The sequence below is a fragment of the Gemmatimonadaceae bacterium genome, assembly GCA_035533015.1.
Classification (GTDB): Bacteria; Gemmatimonadota; Gemmatimonadetes; order Gemmatimonadales; family Gemmatimonadaceae; genus JAGWRI01.
The window spans coordinates 30679-56027 of the sequence record DATLUQ010000054.1; the positions used below are offsets into that span (position 1 = coordinate 30679).

At 68.0% G+C, this 25349-nt stretch carries 23 protein-coding genes; 7 read left to right on the top strand and 16 right to left on the bottom strand.

What is annotated here, in order from left to right:
* Window positions 1-74: 74 nt before the first annotated feature.
* Window positions 75-1313 (bottom strand): MFS transporter, encoded by a 1239-nt coding sequence (locus tag VNF92_11640; GenBank protein ID HVA58529.1) that lies wholly within the window; start codon window positions 1311-1313, stop codon window positions 75-77.
* A 247-nt stretch (window positions 1314-1560) separates the two neighbouring features.
* On the opposite strand from VNF92_11640, the gene VNF92_11645 reads away from it, so the two are divergent.
* The 7 genes from VNF92_11645 (at window position 1561) to phoU (ending at window position 8077) form a co-directional block, all read left to right on the top strand.
* Window positions 1561-2661 carry a hypothetical protein gene (locus VNF92_11645; GenBank protein ID HVA58530.1) on the top strand — a complete coding sequence of 367 codons (1101 nt, stop codon included), beginning with the start codon at window positions 1561-1563 and terminating at the stop codon, window positions 2659-2661.
* A gap of 32 nt (window positions 2662-2693) precedes the next feature.
* Entirely contained in the window at window positions 2694-3719 is a 1026-nt protein-coding gene (gene pstS, locus VNF92_11650; GenBank protein HVA58531.1) for a phosphate ABC transporter substrate-binding protein PstS, read from the top strand.
* Between the two features lie 149 nt (window positions 3720-3868).
* Window positions 3869-4810, top strand: coding sequence for a phosphate ABC transporter permease subunit PstC (gene pstC, locus VNF92_11655; protein ID HVA58532.1), 942 nt, complete (start codon window positions 3869-3871; stop codon window positions 4808-4810).
* Window positions 4807-5646 (top strand): phosphate ABC transporter permease PstA, encoded by an 840-nt coding sequence (gene pstA, locus VNF92_11660; GenBank protein ID HVA58533.1) that lies wholly within the window; start codon window positions 4807-4809, stop codon window positions 5644-5646. The genes pstC and pstA overlap by 4 nt, the downstream gene beginning before the upstream one ends.
* Window positions 5647-5676: 30 nt before the next feature.
* On the top strand, window positions 5677-6528 hold the full coding sequence (pstB, locus tag VNF92_11665) for a phosphate ABC transporter ATP-binding protein PstB (protein ID HVA58534.1): 852 nt from the start codon (window positions 5677-5679) through the stop codon (window positions 6526-6528).
* On the top strand, window positions 6525-7280 hold the full coding sequence (pstB, locus tag VNF92_11670) for a phosphate ABC transporter ATP-binding protein PstB (GenBank protein ID HVA58535.1): 756 nt from the start codon (window positions 6525-6527) through the stop codon (window positions 7278-7280). Before pstB (VNF92_11665) ends, pstB (VNF92_11670) begins: the two co-directional genes overlap by 4 nt.
* The gene (phoU, locus tag VNF92_11675) at window positions 7277-8077 is read left to right on the top strand and encodes a phosphate signaling complex protein PhoU (protein HVA58536.1); all 801 of its coding nucleotides are present in this window, start codon (window positions 7277-7279) and stop codon (window positions 8075-8077) included. Before pstB (VNF92_11670) ends, phoU begins: the two co-directional genes overlap by 4 nt.
* Here the strand turns inward: phoU and VNF92_11680 are convergent.
* The 15 genes from VNF92_11680 to VNF92_11750 all read right to left on the bottom strand — a co-directional run bounded on the left by VNF92_11680 (window position 8074) and on the right by VNF92_11750 (window position 24920).
* Window positions 8074-8973 carry a hypothetical protein gene (locus VNF92_11680; GenBank protein ID HVA58537.1) on the bottom strand — a complete coding sequence of 300 codons (900 nt, stop codon included), beginning with the start codon at window positions 8971-8973 and terminating at the stop codon, window positions 8074-8076. The genes phoU and VNF92_11680 overlap by 4 nt on opposite strands.
* A 29-nt stretch (window positions 8974-9002) precedes the next feature.
* On the bottom strand, window positions 9003-9533 hold the full coding sequence (locus VNF92_11685; protein HVA58538.1) for a biotin/lipoyl-containing protein: 531 nt from the start codon (window positions 9531-9533) through the stop codon (window positions 9003-9005).
* On the bottom strand, window positions 9500-10753 hold the full coding sequence (locus VNF92_11690) for a TRAM domain-containing protein (protein HVA58539.1): 1254 nt from the start codon (window positions 10751-10753) through the stop codon (window positions 9500-9502). Before VNF92_11690 ends, VNF92_11685 begins: the two co-directional genes overlap by 34 nt.
* A complete protein-coding gene (locus VNF92_11695) occupies window positions 10750-12336 on the bottom strand; it encodes an acetyl-CoA carboxylase biotin carboxylase subunit (protein HVA58540.1) in 1587 nt (528 codons plus the stop codon). The genes VNF92_11690 and VNF92_11695 overlap by 4 nt, the downstream gene beginning before the upstream one ends.
* The gene (locus VNF92_11700; GenBank protein ID HVA58541.1) at window positions 12333-13883 is read right to left on the bottom strand and encodes an acyl-CoA carboxylase subunit beta; all 1551 of its coding nucleotides are present in this window, start codon (window positions 13881-13883) and stop codon (window positions 12333-12335) included. Before VNF92_11700 ends, VNF92_11695 begins: the two co-directional genes overlap by 4 nt.
* Before the next feature lie 365 nt (window positions 13884-14248).
* Window positions 14249-16081 (bottom strand): 30S ribosomal protein S1, encoded by a 1833-nt coding sequence (locus VNF92_11705; protein HVA58542.1) that lies wholly within the window; start codon window positions 16079-16081, stop codon window positions 14249-14251.
* A 143-nt stretch (window positions 16082-16224) separates the two neighbouring features.
* Window positions 16225-16902: a (d)CMP kinase gene (gene cmk, locus VNF92_11710; protein ID HVA58543.1), complete on the bottom strand. Its 678-nt coding sequence runs from the start codon at window positions 16900-16902 to the stop codon at window positions 16225-16227.
* A gap of 20 nt (window positions 16903-16922) precedes the next feature.
* Window positions 16923-18182 (bottom strand): 3-phosphoshikimate 1-carboxyvinyltransferase, encoded by a 1260-nt coding sequence (aroA, locus tag VNF92_11715; protein ID HVA58544.1) that lies wholly within the window; start codon window positions 18180-18182, stop codon window positions 16923-16925.
* A 16-nt stretch (window positions 18183-18198) separates the two neighbouring features.
* Window positions 18199-19050, bottom strand: a complete 852-nt coding sequence (locus VNF92_11720; GenBank protein ID HVA58545.1) for a 2,3,4,5-tetrahydropyridine-2,6-dicarboxylate N-succinyltransferase — start codon at window positions 19048-19050, stop codon at window positions 18199-18201.
* Window positions 19050-19940, bottom strand: a complete 891-nt coding sequence (gene dapA / locus VNF92_11725) for a 4-hydroxy-tetrahydrodipicolinate synthase (protein ID HVA58546.1) — start codon at window positions 19938-19940, stop codon at window positions 19050-19052. The genes VNF92_11720 and dapA overlap by 1 nt, the downstream gene beginning before the upstream one ends.
* Window positions 19937-20641: a dihydrodipicolinate reductase C-terminal domain-containing protein gene (locus tag VNF92_11730; protein HVA58547.1), complete on the bottom strand. Its 705-nt coding sequence runs from the start codon at window positions 20639-20641 to the stop codon at window positions 19937-19939. The genes dapA and VNF92_11730 overlap by 4 nt, the downstream gene beginning before the upstream one ends.
* A complete protein-coding gene (lysC, locus tag VNF92_11735) occupies window positions 20638-22002 on the bottom strand; it encodes a lysine-sensitive aspartokinase 3 (protein HVA58548.1) in 1365 nt (454 codons plus the stop codon). Before lysC ends, VNF92_11730 begins: the two co-directional genes overlap by 4 nt.
* Window positions 21999-23072 carry an aspartate-semialdehyde dehydrogenase gene (asd, locus tag VNF92_11740; GenBank protein HVA58549.1) on the bottom strand — a complete coding sequence of 358 codons (1074 nt, stop codon included), beginning with the start codon at window positions 23070-23072 and terminating at the stop codon, window positions 21999-22001. Before asd ends, lysC begins: the two co-directional genes overlap by 4 nt.
* A 10-nt stretch (window positions 23073-23082) precedes the next feature.
* The gene (locus tag VNF92_11745; protein HVA58550.1) at window positions 23083-24078 is read right to left on the bottom strand and encodes a M20/M25/M40 family metallo-hydrolase; all 996 of its coding nucleotides are present in this window, start codon (window positions 24076-24078) and stop codon (window positions 23083-23085) included.
* 35 nt (window positions 24079-24113) lie between these two features.
* Window positions 24114-24920 carry a DUF481 domain-containing protein gene (locus VNF92_11750; protein ID HVA58551.1) on the bottom strand — a complete coding sequence of 269 codons (807 nt, stop codon included), beginning with the start codon at window positions 24918-24920 and terminating at the stop codon, window positions 24114-24116.
* Window positions 24921-25349: the final 429 nt, after the last annotated feature.

Sequence of the window (25349 nt, forward strand, 5' to 3'; positions counted from 1 at the left end):
CGGGTCTCGGCCGCCGTAACGGCGTTTTGTACAGACTTGTAAGCTACGCAAGCACTTAGCGCCTGTCAACGCGGTCACTCACTCGCGACATCCCCGGCTCCCGGCTCGAACACCACCCCGCGTGCTTCCGGACCCACTGCCGTCAGGAACGCGATGGCCACCGCCATGATGGCGGCCACGATGGCCAGCGCCGTTCCATAGTCTCCGCCGCGTCGCTCGGCAATCGAGGCCTGGATGATCGCGTTGCCCGAGGCGAGGAAGTTCCCGAGCTGGTAGGCAAATCCCGGGAAAGTGCCGCGGACCTCGTTGGGGGAGAGTTCATTGAGGTGCGCCGGAATCACCCCCCACGCCCCCTGCACCGCCACCTGCATGAAGAAGGCGCCCACGGCCAGAAGCATCGGACCGCCGGCCAGACTCCAGAGCGGGATGATCAGGAGCCCGAACAGCGACGCGAGAACAATCGCCGTTCGGCGTCCGATCCGCTCCGAGAGCGTCCCGAAGAAGATGCCGCCCATGATGGCCCCGACGTTGGCCACGATCGCGATCAGACTCACCGTTCCGGTGCTGAAGTGGTGCTGCGCCTGGAGGAACGTGGGATAAAGATCCTGTGTGCCGTGGCTGAAGAAGTTGAACGCCGTCATCAGCACCACGACGTACAGGAAGAGCTTCCAGTTCTGGGCCACCGACTCCATCAGGCTTCGCTTGGGCCGCTCGCGCAGCTTGGTCCACACCGGCGACTCTTCGACGTTGCGGCGGATGTACATGACGAGCAGCGCGGGCATGACCCCTACGGCAAACATGCCGCGCCACCCGATGCGGTCGAACAGCAGCCCATACACCACGGCGGCCAGCAGATAGCCGAAGGCGTAGCCTTCCTGGAGAATACCCGATACGAGTCCGCGCGCCTTGGCGGGAATCGATTCCATGACCAGCGACGCCCCGATCCCCCATTCACCGCCCATTGCGAAGCCGAATGCCGCGCGGAGCACCATCAGCACGACGAGAGACGGCGCGAACGCCGAGGCGAGTTCGAGCACGCTGAACAGCAGGATGTCGATCATCAGGATCGGCCGGCGGCCATAGCGGTCGGCCAGCAAGCCGAACGCGAGGGCGCCGAGGGGACGCATGGCGAGGGTCAGCGTCACCGCCACGGCGACCGTCTTCACATCGGTGCCGAACTCCTGCGCGATGGCGCGGAGCATGAACATCATGAGGAAGAAGTCGAACGCGTCCAGAGTCCAGCCGAGGAAGCTGGCCAGGAACGCACTGCGCTGCCGCCGGTCGAGCTGCGCCAACTCGGTGAACACACCCATGCGGGCCTCCAGGAGACGGCGCCAGCGTAGCCCCCGACACGCGCGCCGTCAATGAAGCGCGCCGATTCTCGCCGTCGGGAGGGACGCCGCCGGACGCCGGAGCGGCGCCACGGTGCCCGGGGGCCTTTACCCGGCCGTTACGAACCCCGACCGGCATCGTGACAGGCGCCGCCTACGCTTCACGACGCAGGGTCGGACCCGCCGCCCCTGCGTCGCTCACCCGCATCCATTCTTCCTGCGAGCACACATGCGATTCCTCTCTCGTCTGGCCACCGCGCTTGCTCTCGTCGCCGTCGGCGCGACCGGCGCCGCAGCGCAAGCCGCGTCCGGTACTCCGCTCAAGTTCTCGGGCGTCCTCTTTCTCGATTGGCAGAACGGCGGTACAAAGGCGCAGCGCGCGATGAACAAGTTCGATCTCACGCGCGCGTACCTGAACTTCATGATGCCTGCCGGGGACAATGTCACGATCCGCGTTACGACGGATGTGCTCCAGAACACCGCTCCGGGCACGTACTACGCCGGTTGGACGGCGCGCATGAAATACGCCTTCATGGAGTGGTCGGCGTGGAAGGACACGGGCAAGGACCCGGCGGCGCTCACCCTGCGGTTCGGACTCACGCAGACGCCCGAGATCGACATGATGGAGAGCTTCTGGCAGCGAGGCATCACCAACACGCCGATTGACTACCTCGGGTTCGTACCGTCGTCCGACATCGGTGCCGTGGCCATCGTCACGCTCCCCGGGAAGCAGGGGCAGATCATGGCGGGGGTATACAACGGCAGCGGCTACGGCGCGGCGGAGACCAACCGGTTCAAGGACGCGAGCGCCCGCCTGAGTTGGACCCCGTTGGCGAGTTCCAGCGACGCCGGGATCTTTCAGACGCTGGCGATCAGCCCGTACTACTGGAAGGGGTACAACACGAACGCGTTCGACGCCAACGCCGCAGGGTTGCAGAAGGATCGTTGGGGCCTGCACGTGGGGATCAAGGATCCGCGGTTGACCGTCGTGGGCGAGTACGACAGCCGCACCGACGGCACGAATTCGACCACCAATGCGAACATCACGACGACCACGGGAGCGGTCACGTCGGCGTTCACGATCGTGCGGCCACTCGCGTTCATCAACGGCACGAAGACCGACCCGTGGTCGCTAGTGCTGCGCGCCGACCAGTACAAACCGAACAACAGCGTTGCCGCCTACCAGCGTTACCTCATCGGTGGGGTGGGCTACGACATCAGCAGCAAGGCGACGGTCTACGCCGATTTCCAGGACGTCGAGGGGCACAACTACACCGCCAACGCGCCGGACTCGAAGGCGTTCTACTTTCATTTCGTGATCGGCTTCTAATCACAACAACGCACACCGAGGAGCACCGAACCATGAAGCGTTTTCTCCTGGCAGCAGCCGCTCTCCTCGTCGGCGTCACCGCCGGCGCGCAGGGCGCAGACCTCACGGGCGCGGGCTCGACGTTTGCCCAACCCATCTATTCCAAGTGGGCGAATGCGTACGCCGCCAAGACGGGCATCAAGATCAACTACCAGTCCATCGGATCCGGCGGCGGCATCCAGCAGCTCTCCGAATTGACCGTCGATTTCGGCGCCACCGACGCCCCGATGACCGATGAGCAGCTCGCGCAGGTCAAGGGCGGCCCGATCTTCCACATTCCGACGGTGATCGGAGCGGTGGCGATCAGCTACAACCTGCCGACCGTCCACGTGCCGCTCAAGATGGACGGCCCTCTGCTCGCCGACATCTATCTCGGCAAGATCACGAAGTGGAACGACGCGCGAATCCAGAAGCTGAATCCGGGCGTGAACCTTCCCAACGACGATATCCTGGTCGTCCACCGTTCCGAGGGCAGCGGCACGACGTACATCGTGACCGACTATCTATCGCACGTCAGCCCGGAATGGGCCAAGGGCCCAGGCAAGAGCATCTCGATCGAGTGGCCCGTGGGCATCGGGGCCAAGGGCACCGAGGGCGTGGCCGGTCAGATCAAGCAGGTCGTCGGGGCGATCGGCTACGTTGAGCTCGCGTACGCGACCCTCAACCACCTGCCGTATGCCCTCATGAAGAACGCCGACGGCACGGCCTATCTGGCCCCGTCGCTCGAAGGCGCGACGAATGCCGCGGCCGGCACGGCGGCGAGGCTGCCCAAGTCCACGGATTTCCGGATCTCGATCGTGAACGCGCCCGGGGCCAAGTCGTACCCGATCTCCTCGTTCACCTGGATCGTGCTCTACAAGAACCAGTCGAACGCCGTGAAGGGGAAGAAGCTGCTCGACTTCCTTCGGTGGGCGATCAACAGCGGCGAGGGGATGGCCGAGTCGCTGCAGTACGCCCCGATGCCCAAGAACATGCAGACGATGGTGCTGGCGCGCCTGAACGAGGTGACGCTGAAGTAGCCGATCAGGGGTGTTACACGGCCGTTACAGAGCGGTCAGCATGTTGTGGTTCCGGACGGCGAGCCTTCACGTTCACTTAGGATGCTGCACCTAAGGCGAACGTGGAGGCTCTGCCGTTGGAACATTCCGAAGGGTCCGAGGATGTCACGATGTCTCGGGCCGCGCCGCACATGGCCGGGGCCGTCGTGGGCGACCGGATCTACCGGTGGCTGACGACGCTCGCCGCCCTCATGGTCCCGGCCCTTCTGCTGTTCATCGGGATCGAGGTATTCATCGCCGGATGGCCGGCGTTCCGCCTCGCTGGATTCTCGTTCTTCACGACGAGCCGCTGGGACCCCGTCCACAGCGTGTTCGGCGCGGCGCCGGCGATCTTCGGCACGCTCGTCTCGTCTGCCATCGCGCTGCTGATCGCCACCCCCCTCGCGGTCGGGGCCGCGGTCTTCCTGGCCGAACTCGCGCCGCGGTGGCTGCGCCAGCCGATGTCGTTCCTCGTCGACCTGCTCGCCGCGATCCCGAGCGTGGTGTACGGGCTGTGGGGGATCTTCGTGCTCGCGCCGATGATGCGGCAACACATCGCGCCGTTCATCAAAGAGACCCTTCATCTGGGGAACCTCCCGATCTTCAGCGGACCGGTATACGGGCCCGGCATGCTGACGGCGGGCATCATTCTCGCCATCATGGTCCTGCCGTACATCTCCGCGGTCACGCGGGAGGTCCTGATGGCCGTGCCGCGCTCGCAGCGCGAGGCGGCGCTGGCCCTCGGCGCCACGAAATGGGAGATGATCCGCGATGCGGTGATTCCGGGCGCGCGCTCCGGGATCGTGGGCGGGATCGTCCTCGGGCTGGGGCGCGCGCTGGGCGAGACGATGGCGGTCACGATGGTAATCGGGAATACTCCGAAGATCTCGGCGTCGGTGTTCGCCACCGGCTACACCATGGCATCCATCATCGCCAATGAATTCAACGAGGCCGTGAGCAATGAGCACGCCTCGGCCCTGATGGCCGTGGGCGCGTCGCTGATGGTCATCACCTTGGTGGTCAACATCATCGCCCGGTGGCTGGTGGCCCGCGTGGGGGCGCGCGCCGCATGATTCGCCGAAAGATCGCCAACGTGGTGATGCTCGCGCTGATGTGGCTGGCAGCGGCGCTGGTGCTGCTGCCCCTGGTGCTGATCCTCGGACGCCTCATCGTCCAGGGCGCATCTTCCCTCAACGGCGACTTCTTCACCAAGATGCCCCTCCCACCGGGGAGCACCGGCGGCGGAATGGCGAATAGCATCGCCGGCACGCTGGTGCTCCTGCTCATCGCGTCCGTCGCCGGCCTGCCCGTGGGAGTCGGCGCCGGGATCTATCTCGCCGAGCACCGCTCGGCCAAGACCGCCAGCGTCGTGCGGTTTCTGGCCGACGTGCTGAATGGCGTGCCGTCGATCGTGGTGGGCATCTTCGCGTGGGAGATTCTCGTCAAGCCGCTGCACCACTTCTCCGCGCTGTCCGGCGGGATCGCGCTCGGAGCGATGATGATCCCGCTCACGGCGCGGACCACGGAGGAGATGATCCGCACGGTCCCGAATTCGCTGCGCGAGGCGGCGCTCGCGCTCGGCTACACGAATTGGCGGACCTCGCTGTCCATCGTCACGCGGACCGCGCTGCCCGGCATCGTCACCGGCGCTCTCGTTGCGTTGGCGCGCGTAGCCGGTGAGACGGCCCCGCTCCTGTTCACCGCGCTCGGAAATAATTTCTGGTCGCTCCGCTTGTCGCAGCCGATCGACGCGCTGCCCCTGCGGCTGTTCCTCTACGCCACCAGCCCGTACGACGACTGGAACCGCCAGGCATGGGCCGGCGCTCTGGTGCTGATCGCGCTCGTACTCATCATCGGCATCGCGGCGCGCTACGCGGCGCGTCCGAGATTCGGAAAGGCGGTGGACTAGATGACGGCTCCGACGCCATTCCAGACGCCGATGCCTCTTCCGGCACCCTCCCAGTTGCCCACGTCGCGGCCGATCGCCACGACGGTGCGCGCTCCGCAGCCGATGGAGGAGCCGGGCAAGGTCCTGCTCGACATTTCGGGGCTGAATGCCTACTTCGGGGCGCTGCATGCCGTGCGCAACGTGACGCTCGGGTTCCGGGAGCGCGAAGTCACGGCGATCATCGGCCCGTCGGGGTGCGGCAAGTCCACCTTGCTGCGTTGCCTGAATCGGATGCACGAGACGGTACCTCTTGCGCGGGTCACCGGCCGCATCGAATTCCACGGCCAGGACCTGTACGCCCCCGAAGTGAATCCGATCGAGGTGCGGCGCCACATCGGCATGGTGTTCCAGCGCCCCACCCCGTTCCCCACGCTCAGCATCCGCGACAACGTATCGGCCGGACTGCGCACGGTGAGCCGCGGCCGGCGGCCGCCCAAGGCGGAAGTCGAACGTATCGTGGAGCAGGCCCTGCGCGCCGCCGCCCTGTGGGACGAGGTGAAGGACCGGCTCGACACGAGCGCCGTGGGCATTTCCGGCGGACAACAACAGCGGCTGTGCATCGCCCGCGCCCTGGCCACATCGCCATCGGTGCTCCTCCTCGACGAGCCCACCGCCTCGCTCGACCCTCTCAGCACGCAGAAGATCGAGGAACTGGTATACGCCCTCCGCACGAAGGTCACCGTCATCATCGTGACCCACAACATGCAGCAGGCGGCCCGGGTGTCCGACCGTACGGCGTTCATGCTCGACGGCGAACTGGTGGAAGTGGCGCCCACGGACAAGCTGTTCACGACGCCCTCCGATCCGCGCACGGAAGCCTACGTCACCGGACGGTTCGGATGACCGGAGAGATCCAGGCCGAGCAGTTCTCCTTCTGGTACGGGGAGACGCAGGCACTCAAGAATGTCACGATCAGCGTGCCGGCGGGACAGATCACGGCACTCATCGGGCCGTCGGGGTGCGGCAAGTCGACGTTTCTGCGCTCGATCAACCGGCTGCAGGAAATCATCCCGGGTACGCGACACGAAGGCGAGCTCCGCCTGGACGGGACCGAGATTCACTCCCCCGGGGTGGACGTCGTCGCGCTGCGCCGGCGGGTGGGCATGGTGTTCCAGCGGTGGAACCCGTTTCCCCGAACGATCTACGGGAACGTGGCCTACGGCCCGCGCATCAACGGCGCCCGCGATACGTCCAAGCTCGACGAGATCGTTGAGACGTCGCTCCGCCGAGCCGCGCTCTGGGACGAGGTCAAGGACCGGCTGCGCCAGAGCGCCCTCGGGCTTTCCGGTGGCCAGCAGCAGCGGCTGTGCATCGCCCGCGCCCTGGCCAACCAGCCGGAGGTCCTGCTGCTCGACGAGCCGGCCAGCGCGCTCGATCCCCTCTCGACGCAGAAGATCGAAGAACTGTTGTTCGAACTGCGGGGATCGTTGACCGTCGTCATCGTCACGCATAATCTGCAACAGGCAGCACGCGCTTCGGACCACACGGCCTTTTTCTTTCTCGGCGAGCTGATCGAGGTCGCGCCGACGCAAACCATTTTCACGGCGCCTTCGGACGAACGGACCGAAGCATACATCACGGGGAGGTTCGGATGAGCCCAGCCGACGCATCCGGCACGTATCGCCACTTTCACGAACAGCTCGCCGAACTCACCCAGCGGTTGCTCGACATGTCCGACCGCGCCACGTCGCTCATCGACCTCGCGGTGGACGGCCTGCTCTCGCGGGACCCGAGCGCCGCCGAAGCGGTGCTGGCTGGAGACCGTGAATTGGACGCGATGGAACTCGAGATCGAGGATCGCGCCGTAGGGCTGCTCGCCCTGCAGCAGCCGATGGCCCGCGACCTGCGGTTCCTCGTGAGCGCGATCAAGGTCTCGAGCGACCTCGAGCGGGTGGGCGACCACGCCGTGAACATCGCCCAGAGCACGCTCCGGCTGGCCGCGATGCGCACGCGCATCACGCCGGACCCCGAGATCGCCGACATGGCGCGCCGGGCTCGCCGCATGCTCGGCGACGCGCTCACCGCCTTCGTGCGTGCCGACGGCGCGCTGGGCCGCGCGGTCTGCCAGGCCGACGACGCCGTGGACTCGCTCCACGACTCGATGTTCCGCATCCTGCTCACGCACATGATGGCCGATCCGCACACCATCAACGCGTCACTCGAGTTGCTGCTCGTGAGCCGCAACCTGGAGCGCGTGGCCGACCTGGCCACCAACATCGGCGAGGACGCCGTGTTCCTGGCCGAGGGCAAGCAGATCAAGCACCACGCGGAGAGGCGGACGGACGGAGGCTGGGGTCCGCCCGCGGAACGCAAGGCGAATGCGCCGGGGCCCGCAGCCGCGCCCCCCGACCAGTCAGACTCGGGGGCGACCCCCGACTCCACCGGGAACTAGTTCTTGACCGGCTCGGCTACCACGGCGAGCCATTCCCCGTCGGGGCTCAGCGCGAGACGCGAGAGGTTGCGCAGCCCTTCTTCCTTGAAGTCGGCGATCGGCGTCCACTGGGCGCTGGCGCCGGCCGACAGATCAAGACGGAGAATGTCGGTGCCGGTGGCGGTGAGCACGGCCGTCGGCGACTCCCACACCACGTAGTCCGCGCCGCGGGGCATGGCGGTCACGCGCTGGATGGCGCCGTCGCTCGCTGCCGGGTCGGCAGTCTCGAGATACCAGGCCCCGTCCACGCGGTGCAGGAACGAGAAGCGGGAACCACCCGGCACTCGCTGCAGCGATCTGCCGATGTCGTGCGCGATCGCGTGCGCGTCGCCCGTCTGCGTGTCGGCAATCTCCAGCGAATTCGGATTGCCCAGGACGAACAGGGCCAACGTGCGATCGTCCAGCCAGAGGTGGTAGCCCACCGGCGCGATGCCGGGCAGGAGCAGCACCGGCGCGGCGCCGCTGTCGTTGAACGCCCAGAGGCGCTGGGTGGAGTCCATCTCCACACGCACCACGCTGAACCCCGTGCCCGTTGGCAGCGGCGTGGGCGAGTACTCGCTCTCCGGAGTGTTGGTAACGCGCGTGACGGCCCGCGACGCGAGGTCGATGCGGTAGACGTCGGCCTGCCCGCCTTCGTGGATGGATGTGAAGAGAATGGAGCGGCCGTGCGGCGTGAACGCCGGCTCGTTGTCGTAGCCGGCGCGGTTCGTGAGGTTCACCGGGGGATCGCTGATCGACGTGCCGCCGCTGCCACGCAGCCGCACGAGATAGATGTCGGTGCTCGGCGGCGCACTCTGCGCTGCGAGCGCTGAGGCCGCCAGAGTTGCCGCGAGTGCCAAACCGATCGACCGTGCCATGTCCGTCCCCCCGGGCTGTTTGCCGTGCGCTATTCCATCTCCAACAGTACGGTTCCCTTCTCCACCGCCGCGCCTACCGTCACGAGCACCGCCCTCACCCTGGCCGTCGTCGTGGCGCGGAGCTCATTCTCCATCTTCATGGCCTCCATCACCACCAGCCCCTGCCCGGCCTGCACCTGGTCTCCCGCTTTGGCGTGGATGCGAACGATCAGCCCCGGCATCGGCGCGACCAGCGGGGCCGGGCCGGCGGCGGCGGCCGAGGCGCCCGACAATTCGCGGATCGTACGGCCCCGTTCGTCGAGCGCATCCACCTCGTAACGGTGGCCGTCGATCGACAGGGTATAGACGCCACGCCGCGCTCCCCGCCGCACGAGCACGCGGTGCACCGCATCGCCGATCGTCACCAGCCGCACCGGCGTGCCCTCGACGTCGGCCACGTGCGCCCGGACGTCGCGGCCGTCCACGTGCACTCCCTCCCCGTCGAGCATCACCTCGTGCTCCTCGCCGTTCACGGTCACGAAGTACTTCACGCCGGCGTGCCCTCCAGGCGCAGTTCGCACACGGTCTCGACGTGCGCCGTCTGCGGAAACATATCGAAAGCCGTGACCGACGATACCCGATAGGAGGGCAGCCGGCCCACGTCGCGGGCGAGCGTGGCGGGGTCGCAGCTCACGTAGATGATCGATGCCGCTCGTGGCACCGCGGCCTCGAGTGCCCGGGTGACCGCGTCGGCCACGCCGGCCCGCGGAGGATTCAGGAGCACGAGATCGGCCGGCAACAGCCCGGGGAGCGATCCCTCCACCGTTCCAGCCACGGCACGCGACCCTGCCGGCAGCCGCGCCGCGCACGCGCGGCTCGCGTCGCGATCCAGTTCGATGGCTACTACGTGGGCTCCTTCGCGCGCGATCGGCTCTGCAGTGTCACCCACGCCGGCATAGGCGTCCACCACGCGCCGTGGAGCGCGCGACCGCACCAGGGCCAGCACGTGCGCGCGCATCATCTCGGCCACTTCGGCGTTGACCTGCGTGAACGACGCCCCGTACTCCTCACCCGGTCCGCGGCCAGCCATATACCTCCGCTTGCCGAGGGCACCGTCTCCCTCGGGCACCCACCAGACGGCCACGAGCGACGGGACCGCCTCGAGCAGGTCCGCAGCCCGCTCCCACGCCGAGCCACCCTGGACCACGAACGCGGCCCCGTCGCCGAGCAGGCGCACCGACCCGCGCAGCGATGGCGCGTCGGGAAGCAACACGCCGTGCGCGAGCACGTCACGCCACACCGCCAGCACTCGCTGATCGGTAATGGGGCAGTCGTCGAGCGCGAAGACCGCGGCCGAATCGTCGAACCGGTGCAGGCCGCCGGTCCAGCCGCCGGATGTACGACGCAGGGCGAGCGTGAGTTTGGCGCGGTACCGCCAGGGCGAGCGGCCGTGCCGCACCTCGGGCAGGTCGAGCGGACGCTTGGCGATCCGCGTGAACGCATCGCGGATCATCCCCGCCTTGGCCCGGCGCTGCGCGCCATCGCTCAAATGTTGCAACTGGCAGCCGCCGCACGCGTCCCCGTCGTAGTGCCGGCAGGCCGGCGCTACGCGGTCGGAGGATGGCGTTAGTATTTCCGTATGACTTGCGCGAGCGAACCGCTTGCCGCGTTCGATGGTGGCCCGCACGTGATCGCCCGGCGCCGTACGCGGAGCGAATACCACCAGCCCGTCCACGCGCCCCACGCCGTCACCGCCGGCGGCGATGGCGTGGATGTCCAGTTCGACGGTCTCCGGCGTCACAGGCCGCCGTCCAGCCGCGCGGCACGCGTCCACGGCGAGTCCGCGTCCGTTGTCCCTCTGGCCGCGCCCCCGTTGGGCCGCCGCGCCTGGCGGTCCCGCTCGGCGAGCAGCGCCGCGGCGATCGCCGCCACCCGCACCCCTTCGGCCGGAGGCCCGGCCTGGGTGAGCGAAGCCAGCCGGCGTTCCAGCCACTGGATCTCGATCGCCCCGCGCCGGAACTCCTCGTCTTCCATGACGCGCAGGTGGAAGTCGCGCGACGTTTCGATGCCGTCCACCGCCAACTCCAGCAGTGCGCGGTGCATGCGCGCCACGGCGGCGTTCCGATCAGCGCCCCATACGATGAGCTTGGCAAGCATCGGATCGTAGTGCAGCCCGACCTCGCTCCCCACTTCCACCCCGCCGTCCCACCGTACGCCGGGTCCGGCCGGCACATGCAGATACGAGATCCGCCCGGTGGATGGGAGGAACCCGTTGGCGGGGTCTTCGCTCGTGATGCGGCACTCGATGGCCCAGCCACGCGGCGTGAGCCGCTCGAACGACTCGGGGATGGCCTCGCCGGCGGCCACGCGGAGCTGCCATTGCACGAGGTCGATGCCGGTGACGAACTCGGTGACCGGATGTTCCACCTGGAGGCGCGTGTTCATCTCCAGGAAGTAGTAGTTCCCGTCGGGGTCGAGTAGGAACTCGCACGTACCGGCGTTGCGATAGCCGGCCGCCTGGGCCATGCGCACGGCGGTGTCACCCATGGCGCGGCGAAGTTCGGGGCTCACGGCCACGCTCGGCGCTTCCTCGATCATCTTCTGATGGCGCCGCTGCACCGAGCACTCGCGTTCGCCCAGCGACACGCAGCGGCCGTGGTGATCGGCCAGCACCTGAATCTCCACGTGCCGCGGACCCGCGATGTACTTCTCCACGTACACGCTGTCATCGCCGAAGGCGTTCTTCGCCTCGCGCCGCGCGGCATCGAGCGCCCCCCCCATGTCGGCAGGCGTTTGCACCACGCGCATGCCCTTGCCCCCGCCTCCCGCTGCGGCCTTGAGCAGCACCGGATATCCGAACTGCTCGGCGGCCGTGCGGGCGGCGTCGGCATCGGCTACCGAATCGGTGGTGCCCGGCACGATGGGCACGTCGGCCCGCTGCGCGAGCTGACGCGCCGCAGTCTTGCTGCCCATCGCGGCGATCGCTTCCGCTGGCGGGCCGATGAACACCAGACCGGCATCGCGCACGGCACGCGCGAACCACTCACGTTCGGACAGAAAGCCGTATCCGGGATGGATGGCCTCGGCCCCCACACGAGCAGCCACATCTATTATATGATCGCCGCGCAGGTAACTCTCGCCAGCCGCGGCTCCGCCGATATGGACGGCTTCGTCGGCTTCACGTACGTGCGGGGCGCGCGCGTCGGCGTCGCTGTATACGGCCACCGAACCGATGCCCATCTCGCGGCAGGCGCGGATGATGCGCACGGCGATCTCGCCGCGGTTGGCCACGAGGACTTTGGCGAACGGACGCGCCCCGGGAACGGCCGCGGCGTGAGGTGCGGAAGCGGCCGCCGCAGCGGCCGTGCGGCGACGCGCGGTCACAGCGGGATGTTTCCGTGCTTCTTGGGCGGATTGCGGTCGCGTTTGGTCTGAAGCGTCTCCAGAGCGTCGATCAGCCGCGGTCGCGTATCGCGCGGGTCGATGATGTCATCCACGTAGCCGCGCGACGCCGCCACGTACGGGTTGGCGAACTTGGCCGAGTATTCGGCCACCTTGGCGTCCATGGCGGCCGCCGGATCGGGCGCGTCCGCGATTTCCTTCTTGAATAGAATCTCCACCGCACCCTTGGGCCCCATGACCGCGATTTCGGCAGTGGGCCAGGCCACGTTGAAGTCGCCGCGGATGTGCTTGGAACTCATCACGTCGTACGCGCCACCGTAGGCCTTGCGCGTGATCACGGTGAGTTTCGGTACCGTGGCTTCGCAGTATGCGTAGAGCAGCTTGGCGCCGTGCTTGATGATGCCGCCGTGCTCCTGCGTCAGCCCGGGCAGGAATCCCGGCACGTCCTCGAAGGTCACGACGGGGATGTTGAACGCATCGCAGAATCGAATGAACCGGGCGGCCTTGATCGACGCATTGATATCGAGCACGCCGGCGAGCACGGCCGGCTGATTGGCCACGATGCCGACGCTGAACCCACCCAGGTGGGCGAACCCGCAGATGATATTGGTGGCGAAGTCGGGCTGCACCTCGTAGAACTCGCCGTCATCCACCACCCGGCGCAGCACGTCGTGCATGTCGTACGGCTTGTTCGCGCTGTCGGGCACGATGTCGAGCAGTGCCTCGTCGCGGCGGTCGCGCGGATCCGTGGCGGGCCCGCGCGGCGGCGTCTCCAGATTATTCGACGGCACGAACCGGAACAGGTCGCGGATGGCCTGGAGACAGGCGGGTTCGGAGTCGAATGCGAAGTGCGCCACGCCTGACGTGCTGGCGTGGGTGTCGGCGCCCCCCAGCTGTTCCATGGTCACGTCCTCATGTGTGACCGTCTTCACCACGTTGGGCCCGGTGACGAACATGTACGACGTGCCGCGGACCATGTAGGTGAAGTCGGTGATGGCGGGCGAATACACGGCCCCGCCAGCGCATGGACCGAGGATGGCCGAGATCTGCGGCACGACCCCCGATGCGAGCGTATTGCGCAGGAAGATGTCGGCGTACCCGCCCAATGAGACCACCCCTTCCTGGATGCGTGCGCCGCCGGAGTCGTTCAGGCCGATCATGGGAGCGCCGTTGCGCACGGCGAGGTCCATCACTTTGCAGATCTTCTCGGCGTGTGTTTCGGACAGCGAGCCGCCGAGCACGGTGAAGTCCTGCGAGAAGGCGTAGACCAGACGGCCCTCGATGCGGCCGTAGCCCGTGACCACGCCGTCGCCATAGACGATCTGTTCATCGAGCCCGAAGTCGGTGGAACGGTGTGTGACGAACCGATCGAACTCGACGAACGAGCCCTCGTCGAGGAGCAGTTCGAGCCGTTCGCGTGCGGAGAGCTTGCCCTTGTCGTGCTGCAGCTTCAGGCGCTTGGCGCCCCCGCCCTGTTCCGACTCGGCGCGGCGCTTCTCCAGGAGGTCGAGCTTGTCACGCATGGTCATGGAGCCAAAAGGTAGCTCGCGGATGCGGCAGCTTCCAGACGCTGGTGCGCCCGCGGCTGGGCAACGGTGCACCCGCATTCAGCCCGTTTAGAGAACGGGGCGCCGTGCCGTGCGGACCAGAGGCTCCGGATCTGGCGCATGCTCCGGATCGAAACCGCGGGGAAGGACGCCTTACCATGAAGAAGAGAAGGGGAACCACTCCGCCATCGAGATCGCGAACGAGCCGCGATGGCGGTGTAGTCCCCCCTGGTTCTTTCGCTTCTTGCGGCGTCCTATGGTCGCATCCGGAGCATCCGCACATCAAGCGCGGGGAGTTGCCCTGGAGTACCCCGCCGCGCGTCGCGCGCCGACCTCGATTCCGAGGCTCAGCCCTCGATCTTGGGCTCGGCTTCCACCGTCTCCTCTTCCTCGATCACGGCGCTCAGGTCCACCGGCACCGGCACCACTTCCTCGTCCTCGGTGTGCACCTTGGACGGCGTTTCGGGACGCGGCGGCTGTTCCTCGGGAATGTTCGTCACGCCGAGTACGATGCGGCGGTGAATGGGATCCACTTCCAGCACACGCATATCGAGATTCATCGTCTCGTAGACGAGGTCGGCGGGGCTGTTCACCTCCTTCTCGGTCGGCGACAGCTGCGAGATCGGCACGAAGCCTTCGATATCGTTGCCGATATCGACCACCACGCCCTTGTCCATCAGACGCACGACCTTGCCCTGGAGCTCCGTGCCCACCGGGTAGGTCTCGCCGATCTTGAGCCACGGATCCTCTTCGGCCTGCTTGAGACCGAGCGAGATCCGCTTGTTCTCGCTGTCGATGTTGAGGATGACCACGTCCACCGCGTCGCCCTTCTTCACCACTTCCGACGGATGCTGCACGCGCTTGGTCCAGCTCATGTCGGAGATGTGGATGAGGCCGTCGATGCCCGGCTCGATCTCCACGAATGCGCCGAAGCTCGTGAGGTTGCGCACTTTGCCGTTGATGCGCGTTCCCACCGGGTAGCGCAACGGCAGCACCATCCACGGGTCCTGCTCGGTCTGCTTCATGCCGAGCGAGATCTTTTCCTCACCCGGATCGACCTTGAGCACCACCGCCTCGATGGTCTCGCCGATCGACACCAGTTTGGACGGGTGGCGGACGTTGCGCGTCCAGCTCATCTCGCTGATGTGGACGAGGCCTTCGATGCCCGGTTCCAGTTCGATGAAGGCGCCGTAGTTCGTGATCGAGACAACCTTGCCCGTCACGCGGGTTCCCACCGGATACTTCTCGGCGACGTCCTTCCACGGGTAGCTCTGGAGCTGCTTGAGGCCGAGCGAGATGCGCTCGCGGGTCCAGTCGATGTCGAGGACCTTGACCTCGAGTTCCTGGCCGATCTGCACCATTTCCGAGGGGTGCGAGATGCGGCCCCACGACATGTCGGTGATGTGGAGCAGGCCGTCCACGCCGCCGAGGTCGATGAACGCCCCGAAGTCAGTGATGTTCTTGACCACGCCCTTTCGCACCTGGTCCTTCTGGAGCTCCTTCATGAGCTTCTCGCGCTTGCCGGCGCGCTCGGTCTCCAGGATCACGCGGCGCGACACCACGATGTTGCGGCGGCGCTTGTTGAGCTTGATGATCTTGAACTCGAACTTCTGGCCGAGCAGCTCGTCGATGTTGGGCACGCGACGGAGCGCGATCTGCGATCCCGGCAGGAACGCGTCGACGCCCATCAGGTCGACCACCACGCCGCCCTTGATCTTCTTGATCAGGGTGCCTTCAGCCGGCTGGTCGGTCTCGTAGGCCACGCGGATGCGTTCCCACACGCGCATGAAGTCGGCCTTCTTCTTGGACAGGACGACCGAGCCTTCCTGGTCTTCGAGGTGCTCCAGCAGGACCTCGACTTCGTCGCCCGGCTTGAGGTCGGGGAAGTCCTTGAACTCCTCGAGCGGCACGCTGCCTTCGGACTTGAACCCGATGTCGAGCACGACGAGGTTGTCGCGGATCTCGAGCACCTTGCTCTTGACGATCTCCCCTTCCTCGATCGAGGCCAGGGTCCCGTTGTACAAGTCCAGCATCCGCTCGTAGTCGGCGGAGGTGTACTCGTCTTCGTCGTACAGTTCAGGACGGCGGTTGGCAAGCGGACGCAGCTGCGCCTTTTGCGCATCGCGCTTCTCACGCAGCGTGGTCACACTGCCGGTTGTGGTGGTATCGAGCTCGGTCATAAGAATTGAAAAATCTCCAAATTCGCGGATGGGTCGCTCGCCGCGGCGAGGTTGAGGGTGACGACAACGAGTGCCAGATCGCCATCTTCTACTGATAGCGGTCCGAGCCGAATCATATAAGCTAGTTTGGACAGAACGTGACGTCAACCGTCGGAAGTGACGTCCTCGCGGTGAGTTACGGCCCTGGCCAGCGCCACGATCCGCTCCACCTGCTCTTCCTGCGTGATGTAGGTCGTATCCACCACCACGGCATCGCGCGCCGGTACGGTCTGCGTCGCGTCCTTCGCGTCGCGCTGCACCAGCCGGTCGGTCTCCTCGGCCACCTCGGTGTCGGTGGGCGAACGCCCCAGCCGCTGCACCAGCCGCCGGCGGGCCCGCTCCCACGGGTCGGCCACCAGAAACACCTTGAGTAGCGCCTCGGGGAACACCGCGGTCCCCATGTCCCGACCGTCCACCACCACGTCGTGGTCCCGGGCCGCATTCCGCACCTGCCCGTTCACCCAAGCCCGAACGCCCGGCATCTGAGCCACCAACGACACCGCGCGCGTCACCTCAGGCGAGCGGATCTCGTCGCCGACCGCTCGACCGTCGATGAGCGGCAGGAACGAACCGCCACCGGCCGGCTCGAGGGTGACCCTCGGGGCGTGGGTCAGCACGTCGGTCTCGCTCCAGGCCTCGGGGGCCGGGTCGGCCGCCAGCGCGGCAACCGTGACCGCGCGGTAGAGCGATCCGGAATCCACGTGCCGGAAGCCGAGTCGGTCGGCCACCCACCGGGCGGTGGACGACTTGCCAGCGGCCGCCGGACCATCAATGGCGATCACCAATCGAGGCGTCCCGACGCTCATCCGGATACCACCCCAGCCAGCAGGCCCCAGAACCCGGGGAACGACACGTCCACGCACGAGCGGTCGTCGATCTCCACTTCGGCCCCGTCGGACGCACCGAGCACGCCGAACGCCATCGCGATACGGTGGTCGCCGCGCGTGGTCACCGCCCCGCGGAGCGGCGCACGTGTGCCGTTGATGACCATGCCGTCGGGAAGCTCCTCGGCGTCCACGCCAAGGGCTCGCAGGTTCTGCACGACGGTCGCGATGCGGTCGCTCTCCTTCACTCGCAGCTCCCCGGCTCCGGTGATGCGCGTGGTGCCCTCGGCGCGCGCGGCCAGACACGCGGCCAGTGGCAGCTCGTCGATCATACTCGGGACCTCGTCGCTGCCGATGTCGGTTCCGACGAGCGCGCCCGCGGTCACGCGGAGTGTGGCCACGGGCTCCCCCCCACGCACGGTCTCCTCGACAAACTCGACGCGCGCCCCCATGCGGCGCAACAGTTGGAGGAACCCGGTGCGGGTGGGATTCACGCAGACGTCGCGCAGGAGCAGCTCGCCGCTGTCCGCCATCGCCGCGAGGGCGGCGAAGAAAGCGGCCGACGACGGATCTGCCGGCACGTCGACGTCGGCGGCGGGAAGCGAGGTCACGGGTTCCAATGACACCCCGTGGTCGCCCGTACGGACCGGGACGCCGCGCGCGGCGAGCATCCGTTCGGTATGGTCGCGAGAGGCGAGCGGTTCACGCACCGACACGGGCACCCCGGCCACGAGACCGGCGAGCAGGACGGCGCTCTTCACCTGCGCGCTGGCCACCTCGGTGTACCAGTCCACGCCGTGCAGCATCGCACCATACACGACCATGGGCAGGCCGTCGCCGCGCTCGCAGTGCACGCGGGCACCCATCGCCTCCAGTGGGCGGATGATGCGCCGCATCGGGCGGCGGCTGAGGCTCTCGTCTCCCACGAAACGGGAGGTGAATGGACGGGCCGCGGCCACGCCGGCCATGAGGCGTGTCGTGGTGCCGCTGTTGCCGCAGTCGAGATCGCCCGGCGGAGAGCGCAGGCCGGCCGGGCCCACGCCGGCGATGGCAATGCTCGGCCCGAGCGCGGGCACGTCCACTCCCAGGGCGCGGAGTACCGTCGCCGTGGAGCGCACGTCGTGCGAATCGAGGATGCCCCGCACGAGCGACGTGCCGGCTCCGAGGGCGGACAGGATGAGCGCGCGGTGCGAGATCGACTTGTCGCCCGGGACGCGGACACTCCCGCGAACGTTCATGGCTGGCGGTGGCCGATCACCGGAGCCACGCTTCGAGCGCCGTGGCGAGATCGGTCTTCTCGTCGCGGTACTTCACGATCATCGGCGCCTGGAGCGCGAGCCCGTGGTCGGCCCCCCACCCTGCCGTGACCGCGCGGGCTCCGGGCACGACGACGGCGCCGGCGGGAATCTCGAGGGGGTCGTCGCCGAGGGCGCGGTACACCGTCTCGCGCACGAGGTCGAACACCGGCGTGCCGCGCGTGAGCACCACGCCCGCCGCGAGCACTGCCCGCTCGCGCACGACGGTGCCTTCGTACACGCCGCAGTTGCCCCCCACCAGCACGTCGTCTTCGATCACCACGGGGCTGGCGTTCACGGGTTCGAGCACGCCCCCGATCTGGGCGGCCGCGCTCAGGTGCACGCGTTCGCCGATCTGCGCGCACGATCCCACGAGCGCGTGCGAATCGATCATCGTGCCGCTGCCCACCCACGCACCGACGTTCACGAACATCGGTGGCATGCACACCACGCCCGGCGCGACGTACGTGCCGCGGCGGATGCTCGAGCCTCCCGGGACCACCCGTACGCCATCGGCGGGGGCGAAGGTTCGCGCGGGAAACGTATCCTTGTCCACGAAGCTGAAGCGGACGCCGGCCCCCTCGGGAACGGACATGTCGGCGATCTTGCCGGCCCGGAAGCCGAGCAGGATGCCGCGCTTGACCCAGGGCACGGCGCGCCACCGCCCGCCAGCGTCGCGGTCCGCCGCGCGCACGGCGCCGAGTTCGAGCGCGTCGAGCAACTCGCGCACCACGTCGCGGGCGTGCGCGGGGAGTTCCATGCCCGCGGGCGTGGCGGCCAACTCGTCGATCCGTTCGGCGAGCGTGGGCATCAGGGCAGCGCGCCGGCGTGTTCGAGGGCCGCGCGGACGGCGGCGGCGTGCTTGGCATCGAGCGGCACGAGCGGCAATCGGAGCACGTTCTGGATGCGCCCCATCATGGCCAGCGCGGCCTTGGCGGCGAGCGGGTTGGATTCGATGAACGCGGCGCGCATCCAGGGCAGCAATGTGAAGTGGACGTCGCGCGCCGCGGCGAAGTCGCCGGCTGCGGCGCGCTCGCACAGCTGCGCCATGAGCCGCGGGGTGGCGTTGGATACGACGGAGATGATGCCGTCGCCGCCGGCGGCCATGATGGCCAGCGTCATCTCGTCGTCGCCCGAGAGCACGCTGAACGACTCCGGCCGCGCGGCCAGGATGTCGGTGATCTGGCCGAGATTGCCCGACGCTTCCTTGACGGCCGTCATGCTCGGGTGTTGGGCGAGGGCCAGCGTGGTCTTTGCCTCGACGTTGCTGCCGGTGCGGCCCGGGACGTTGTAGATGACGATGGGGAGCGAGGTCTCGCGGGCGATGGCCTCGAAGTGCGCGATGATGCCCCGCTGCGGCGGCTTATTGTACATCGGCGAGGCGTGCAGCAGATGCGTCGCGCCGGCGGCCTCCATCTCTCTCGACAGGGCAATCGCCTTCTTCGTGTCGTTGGACGCCGCACCGGCCACCACGGGGACGCGGCCGTTCACCTGCTCGACGACGATCTCGACCACGCGGCGGTGCTCGTCCACCGTCATCGTCGCCGCCTCGCCGGTGGATCCGCAGGGGACGAGAAAATGGATTCCCTCGACGATCTGCCATTCCACGAGGCGGCGGAGCGCCTCCTGGTCCACCGCGCCGGCGGCGGTGAACGGGGTGACGAGTGCGGTGCCGCACCCGGTGAGTCTGGCGGCGGTCATGTGGACGAGCCTCCGGTATCGGTGAGGACATCGCGCAGCGCGTAGATGCCGCGACGCCCGACGAGCCACTTGGCCGCGAGCAGGGCGCCCTCGGCGAACACGCGCCGGTCGCGCGCCGTGTGGACCAGGCGGATCTGCTCGAACTGGGCGTCGAATATGAGTTCGTGGATACCCGGCACCGAGCCGGTGCGCACGCTGGTGATCGGCACGTCGTGCCCGAGCTTGGCAGCCGCCACCTGCGCAAGAGCGATCGCGGTGCCCGACGGCGCGTCCTGCTTCTGCGCGTGGTGGGTCTCGATGAGGTGCACGTCGAAGCCCGGGGCGAGGCGCATGGCCCCGGCCGCCGCTTCGACGGTGAGCATGAACGCCGCCACGCCGAGCGAGAAGTTGGGGGCCGCGAGGAGCGCGCCGCCGACCTCGCGGACGAACCGCTCCACGGCGGGTCGTTCCGCGTTCCACCCCGTAGTGCCGACCACAATGGGACAGCGCGCGGCAGCGGCCACGCGGATGTTCTCGGGCGCCGCCTGCGCGGTGGTGAACTCCACCGCCACCTCCGCGCCGTTGAGCGTTTCGGCGGTGACCTCGCGGGCGTCGCCCCCCGACTTGTCGATGCGGGCCACGACCTCGAACCCATGCGCCGGCGCGAGCTGTTCCACCGCCCGGCCCATCTTGCCCATGCCGATGATCGCCAGGCGCGTCATGACCCGTTCCCCCCTCCGAAGAATTCGGCGTGAAGCCGCCGCATCACCGGGTTCACCTGATCGTCCTCCACCACGATCGTCAGGTTGATGCCGGTGGCGCTCAACGACAACATGTACACCCGCACGTCTCCCAGCGCCTGCAACGCGCGCGACATCGACAGGCCGCCGTCGCTCAGCCCGGCGCCGACCACGGCGACGATGCCGCGATTCCGCTCGATGGCCACGTCGCCCAACGCGCGCAGATCGACGATCAACGCGTCGAGATGGGACGCGTCGTCCACGGTGAGCGATACCGACACCTCCGACGTGGCCACGACGTCGACCGACGTCTTGTGACGCTCGAACACCTCGAACAGGGTGCGCAGAAACCCCTCGGTGAGCAACATGCGGGGCGACCGCACCTTCACCAGGCTCACCCCGCTCTTGCCCGCGATGGCCGTGACCGGCCGGCGCGGCGCGTCGAACGTGATCATCGTGCCGGGTGACTTCGGATGGCGCGCGTTGAGCACGTACACGGGAATGCCCAAGCGCACGGCGGGTGCAATCGTACTCGGGTGCAGCACCTTCGCGCCGAACGAGGCCAACTCCGAGGCCTCGTCGAACCCCACCCGCTCGATGAGTTTCGTCCCCTGTACGACGCGCGGGTCGCCGGTGAGCATGCCGTCCACGTCGGTCCAGATCTCGATGGCCTCGGCCTGCAGCGCGGCGCCGAACAGGGACGCACTGTAGTCCCCGCCCCCACGCCCCAGCGTGGTCGTGACGCCGGTGCTCCTGCACGACCCGATGAATCCGCCGAGCACCGGGATCTCCCCATTGCGCACCACCGGCGCGACCACGCGTTGCGCGGCTTCCGCGATCGCGTCGGGGTCCGGCTCGGCCTTGGTGAACGTGTCGTCGGTGATCATCACGCGCCGAGCTTCGACGTGCGCGGCCGGCAGCCCGGCGCGACAGAACGCGGCGGTGCAGAGTAGCGACGAGAGTTGCTCGCCGACGGCCGCGATGGCGTCCTGGCTGCGCGGCGTCAGATCGCCGAGCACCGAGAGCGCCCCGGCCAGACTGGCCAGTTCGTCGAACATGGCGCTCATCTCGCCCATCACGTCGTTGGCCTCGCGACCGGTGCCGAGCAGCGCTTCGGCTTCGTCGAGATGCCGCTTGCGCAGCGCCTCGACGCTGCGCAGGGCGATGATGAGCTGTCCGCGCGCCGACTGGTCGGCGATCTCGAGCAGCAGGTTGGTGGCCCCCGCCAGCGCCGACACGACGACGATCGGCGCGCGCCCGCGCCGCGTTTGTACGATCGCGGCGGCGCGCCGGATCGCCGCGGCATCGGCCACGGACGTGCCCCCGAACTTGAGGACGATCACGGCCGCCCGAGCAGCCCGCGCGCAGCCATGAGTTCGGCGTTCAGCACCGACGCGCCGGCCGCTCCGCGGATGATATTGTGGGCCATCGCCACCAGCTTCACGTGGAACACCGGATCGCGCCGCACGCGGCCCACTACGACCGCCATGCCGTTGCCCTCCATCCGGTCGCGCCGCGGTTGCGGGCGGTCGGGCTCATCGCGCAGCACGAGGGCGCGCGCGGGCGAGGTGGGCAGATGGCGGGCCTCCTCGGCGCCCGTCCATTCGCGCAGCACCGCCTTCACCTCGTCCGGGCCGGCGCTCTGCTCGAACTCCACCGACATGCAGACGGTATGCCCGTGCTCCACCGGCACCCGATTGGCGTGCGCGGTCACGGCGAATGGCGCCGGCCGGATGGCGCCCTGGCTCACGTGGCCGAGCATCTTGTTCACCTCGATCTCGATCTTCGGCTCCTCGTCGCGTATGAACGGGATGACGTTGCCAAGGATGTCGAGGCTGGGCACGCCCGGATAGCCGGCCCCCGAGACGGCCTGCAGGGTGGCCATGAACAGCCGCCGCACGCCGAATTTCTGGTGCAGGGGCGCCAGGACCATCGCGGCGGGAATGGAGGCGCAGTTCGCGTTGGTGACGATCGCCCCCGTCCAGCCGTGGCGATCGCGCTGCGCCGGCAGCACCTCGAGGTGGTGCGGGTTCACCTCGGGGATGAGCAGCGGCACGTCCGACTCCATCCGGTAGTTCTTGGCGTTGCTCAACACGATGCGCCCGGCGCGGGCGAACGCCGGTTCCACCTCGCCGGCCGCTGTGGCATCGAGCGCCGAGAACACCAGTTCGGCGTCCAGCGCCGCTGGGTCGCACGGCAGCACCGGCATGCCCGCCACGCCGGCCGGCGGCGCATCGTCGCCCACCCAACGTACGGCTTCCGCGTAGGACTTCCCGGCCGAACGCTCCGAGGCAGCGAGCGCGGCGATCTCGAACCAGGGGTGATCGGCGAGCAGTCGGACGAAGGCCTGGCCGACGGCGCCGGTGGCGCCGAGAATGGCCACGCGGCGCTTCTGCGAGGGAGCGGAGGTCATGGGCGGCGGGTCAGGACTGCAGGAGCGCGCGCGTCATGCGCGCGTAGGCGTCGACGGCACCGCGGAGTTCCGCGACGTCCACGAATTCGTCGGGCGTATGGGCGACGGTGATCGATCCTGGCCCATAGAGCAATGGCGTTCCCCACCGATCGAGGAGCGGGATGTCAGACGTGTAGGAAACCGCCGCCGTCTCGAATCCAGGAAGCGTGTGAAAGCGCTGCGGCGGGATGTGCGATCCCCAGTCGAGTTCGGCCCTGTCCTTGGCCCATCGTTCGACCTGGGCGCGCAACGGCGTCACGTCGCCCACGAGCCGGAACATGATCTCCACCTCGCACAGCGCGGGAACGATGTTGGCCTCGGTCCCGCCGTGAATGGTGCCGATGTTGAACGTGCTGGCGCCGAGCACCGGATCGGACGCGAGTTCGAGATCGTGAATCGTCGCAAGCAGACCGAGCATGGGCTCGATGGCCGACTGGCCCAGGTGCGCGTACGCCGAGTGTGCGGCGCGCCCGCGGGTGCGGATGATGACGCGCTGCGAGCCCTTGGCGCCGCTGGCGAGCTTGCTCTCGGTGGGTTCGCCGTTGATCAGCCAGTTGCTGGTGGCGGGCAGATGGTTGGCGGCGCGCGCGCCGTCGGAGTTCTTCTCCTCGCCCACCACGAACAGCAGATCCACCCGGTGCTCGCCTTCGTCGGCGAGCTGCTGGGCCGCGACCATCATGGCAGCGGCGATGCCCTTGGCGTCGCAGGCGCCGCGACCATAGAGGCGGTTGCCTTCGAGCCGCGGCGACACGTAGGGTGGCACGGTATCGAGGTGCGTGGACAGGGTGACGCCCTGACCCGACCGCGCTGCCCAGACGTTCGCGCGTCCGGGCGCGACTTCCTGCAATTCCACGTTCCAACCGCGGGCCACGAGCCAGCGGGAAACGAAGTCGACGGCGCCGGATTCGGCGCCGCTGGTCGATTGGATGGCCAGCAATTCGGCGGCGAGGGCGACGACGTCGGTCATCCGCCAAACTTATCAGGTTGGAGGCGCCACGGGAGCTACCACCCCGCCGCTATCCCGAACAGCATCTGGCCGTCGTTGTACGAGTGGGCGCCGCGGGCAAGGGCCCCGCTGTCGTAGTTGTCGGTGAAGGCCAGCGAAAGCGAGACCGTCCCGTTCATCTTCTCCCGCAGTTCCGTACTCGAACTGACCAGGAACTGCGAGACTCCCGTGGCGCTCGGTTGCCAGGACGTGGCGTGGGTAATCTGCACCCGGTCGTCGAAGGCGTGGTGGTACTTGGCCAGCCAGGAAAAGCGGGCGATCCGCTCGTCGGGAAAGTGGACACTGCTGTCCAGCGGGGTGGTCTGCTCCGCGGACAGCGACAGGCTGAGGCTCGCGGCGCTGGCGGGGGTTTGCTGGATGTTCCATTTGGCGCCCGCGCCCAGGCTGTACCGGGACGCGATGCGTTTCTCGAGGTTCGACTCGAAGGTCGTGGTGACGAAGCTCGAGAAGGGCGCGAGGGGGCGGAAGGTCATGGCCACCGTGCCGAGCCAGAGCCGCTTGATGACCGTGCGGGGACCCGATTGGACAGAGGCTTCGCCGTACTGGGTCTGCAACTCGGCACTGACGCCGAGCGCGGAGTCGACCCGGGCCAACCTGCCATCGGCGCCGAGCACCTGTTGCTGCGTGTTGCCGAAGAAGATGCTGGCGTTGGCCAGGGCGCCGCCCGACCAGAGCTTGGGGAGTTTCGCGGACGGTTTGGGCGTCGGCGTCAGGGCCACGGCAGGCGCGACGGGGACAGTGCTCAGCAGCACAAAGGCCAGTGCGGATGCGCCGGCCTGACGGAGTTCGAGGAACGACGGCATTTCGAAAAATACGCGCGGCGGCCGCAAGGGGTACCCCGCGATGGAGAGTTACGTAGTCGTGACATGGGAATGCCGGGGCCGGGTCTCGAACCCGGATGGGGTTGCCCCCAAGGGATTTTAAGTCAGACGGACCCCACCCATCGCGATGCGGCGAGTTGCGCCACTTTCGCGCTTCTTCATCCGTCGTCGCAGGGGGCCGCGATACCGGTGGCCTGACCACGACCCACCGCGATGCGCCGCTGTTGGACGGCGAAATCCGCCTCGGTTTTCCACGCAATTTTCCCCGCGAGGTCGAGACCGCAATTCGCTTTGCGGCCGACCGATTACTGGCCCGGGGACGCTCCCGGCAATCCCCGCAATGTCACAAAATCTTAGTGGCGTTTGGCTTCTCGCTGGCAGTCCAAGTAGGCCTCCCTGTGCGAGGACCGC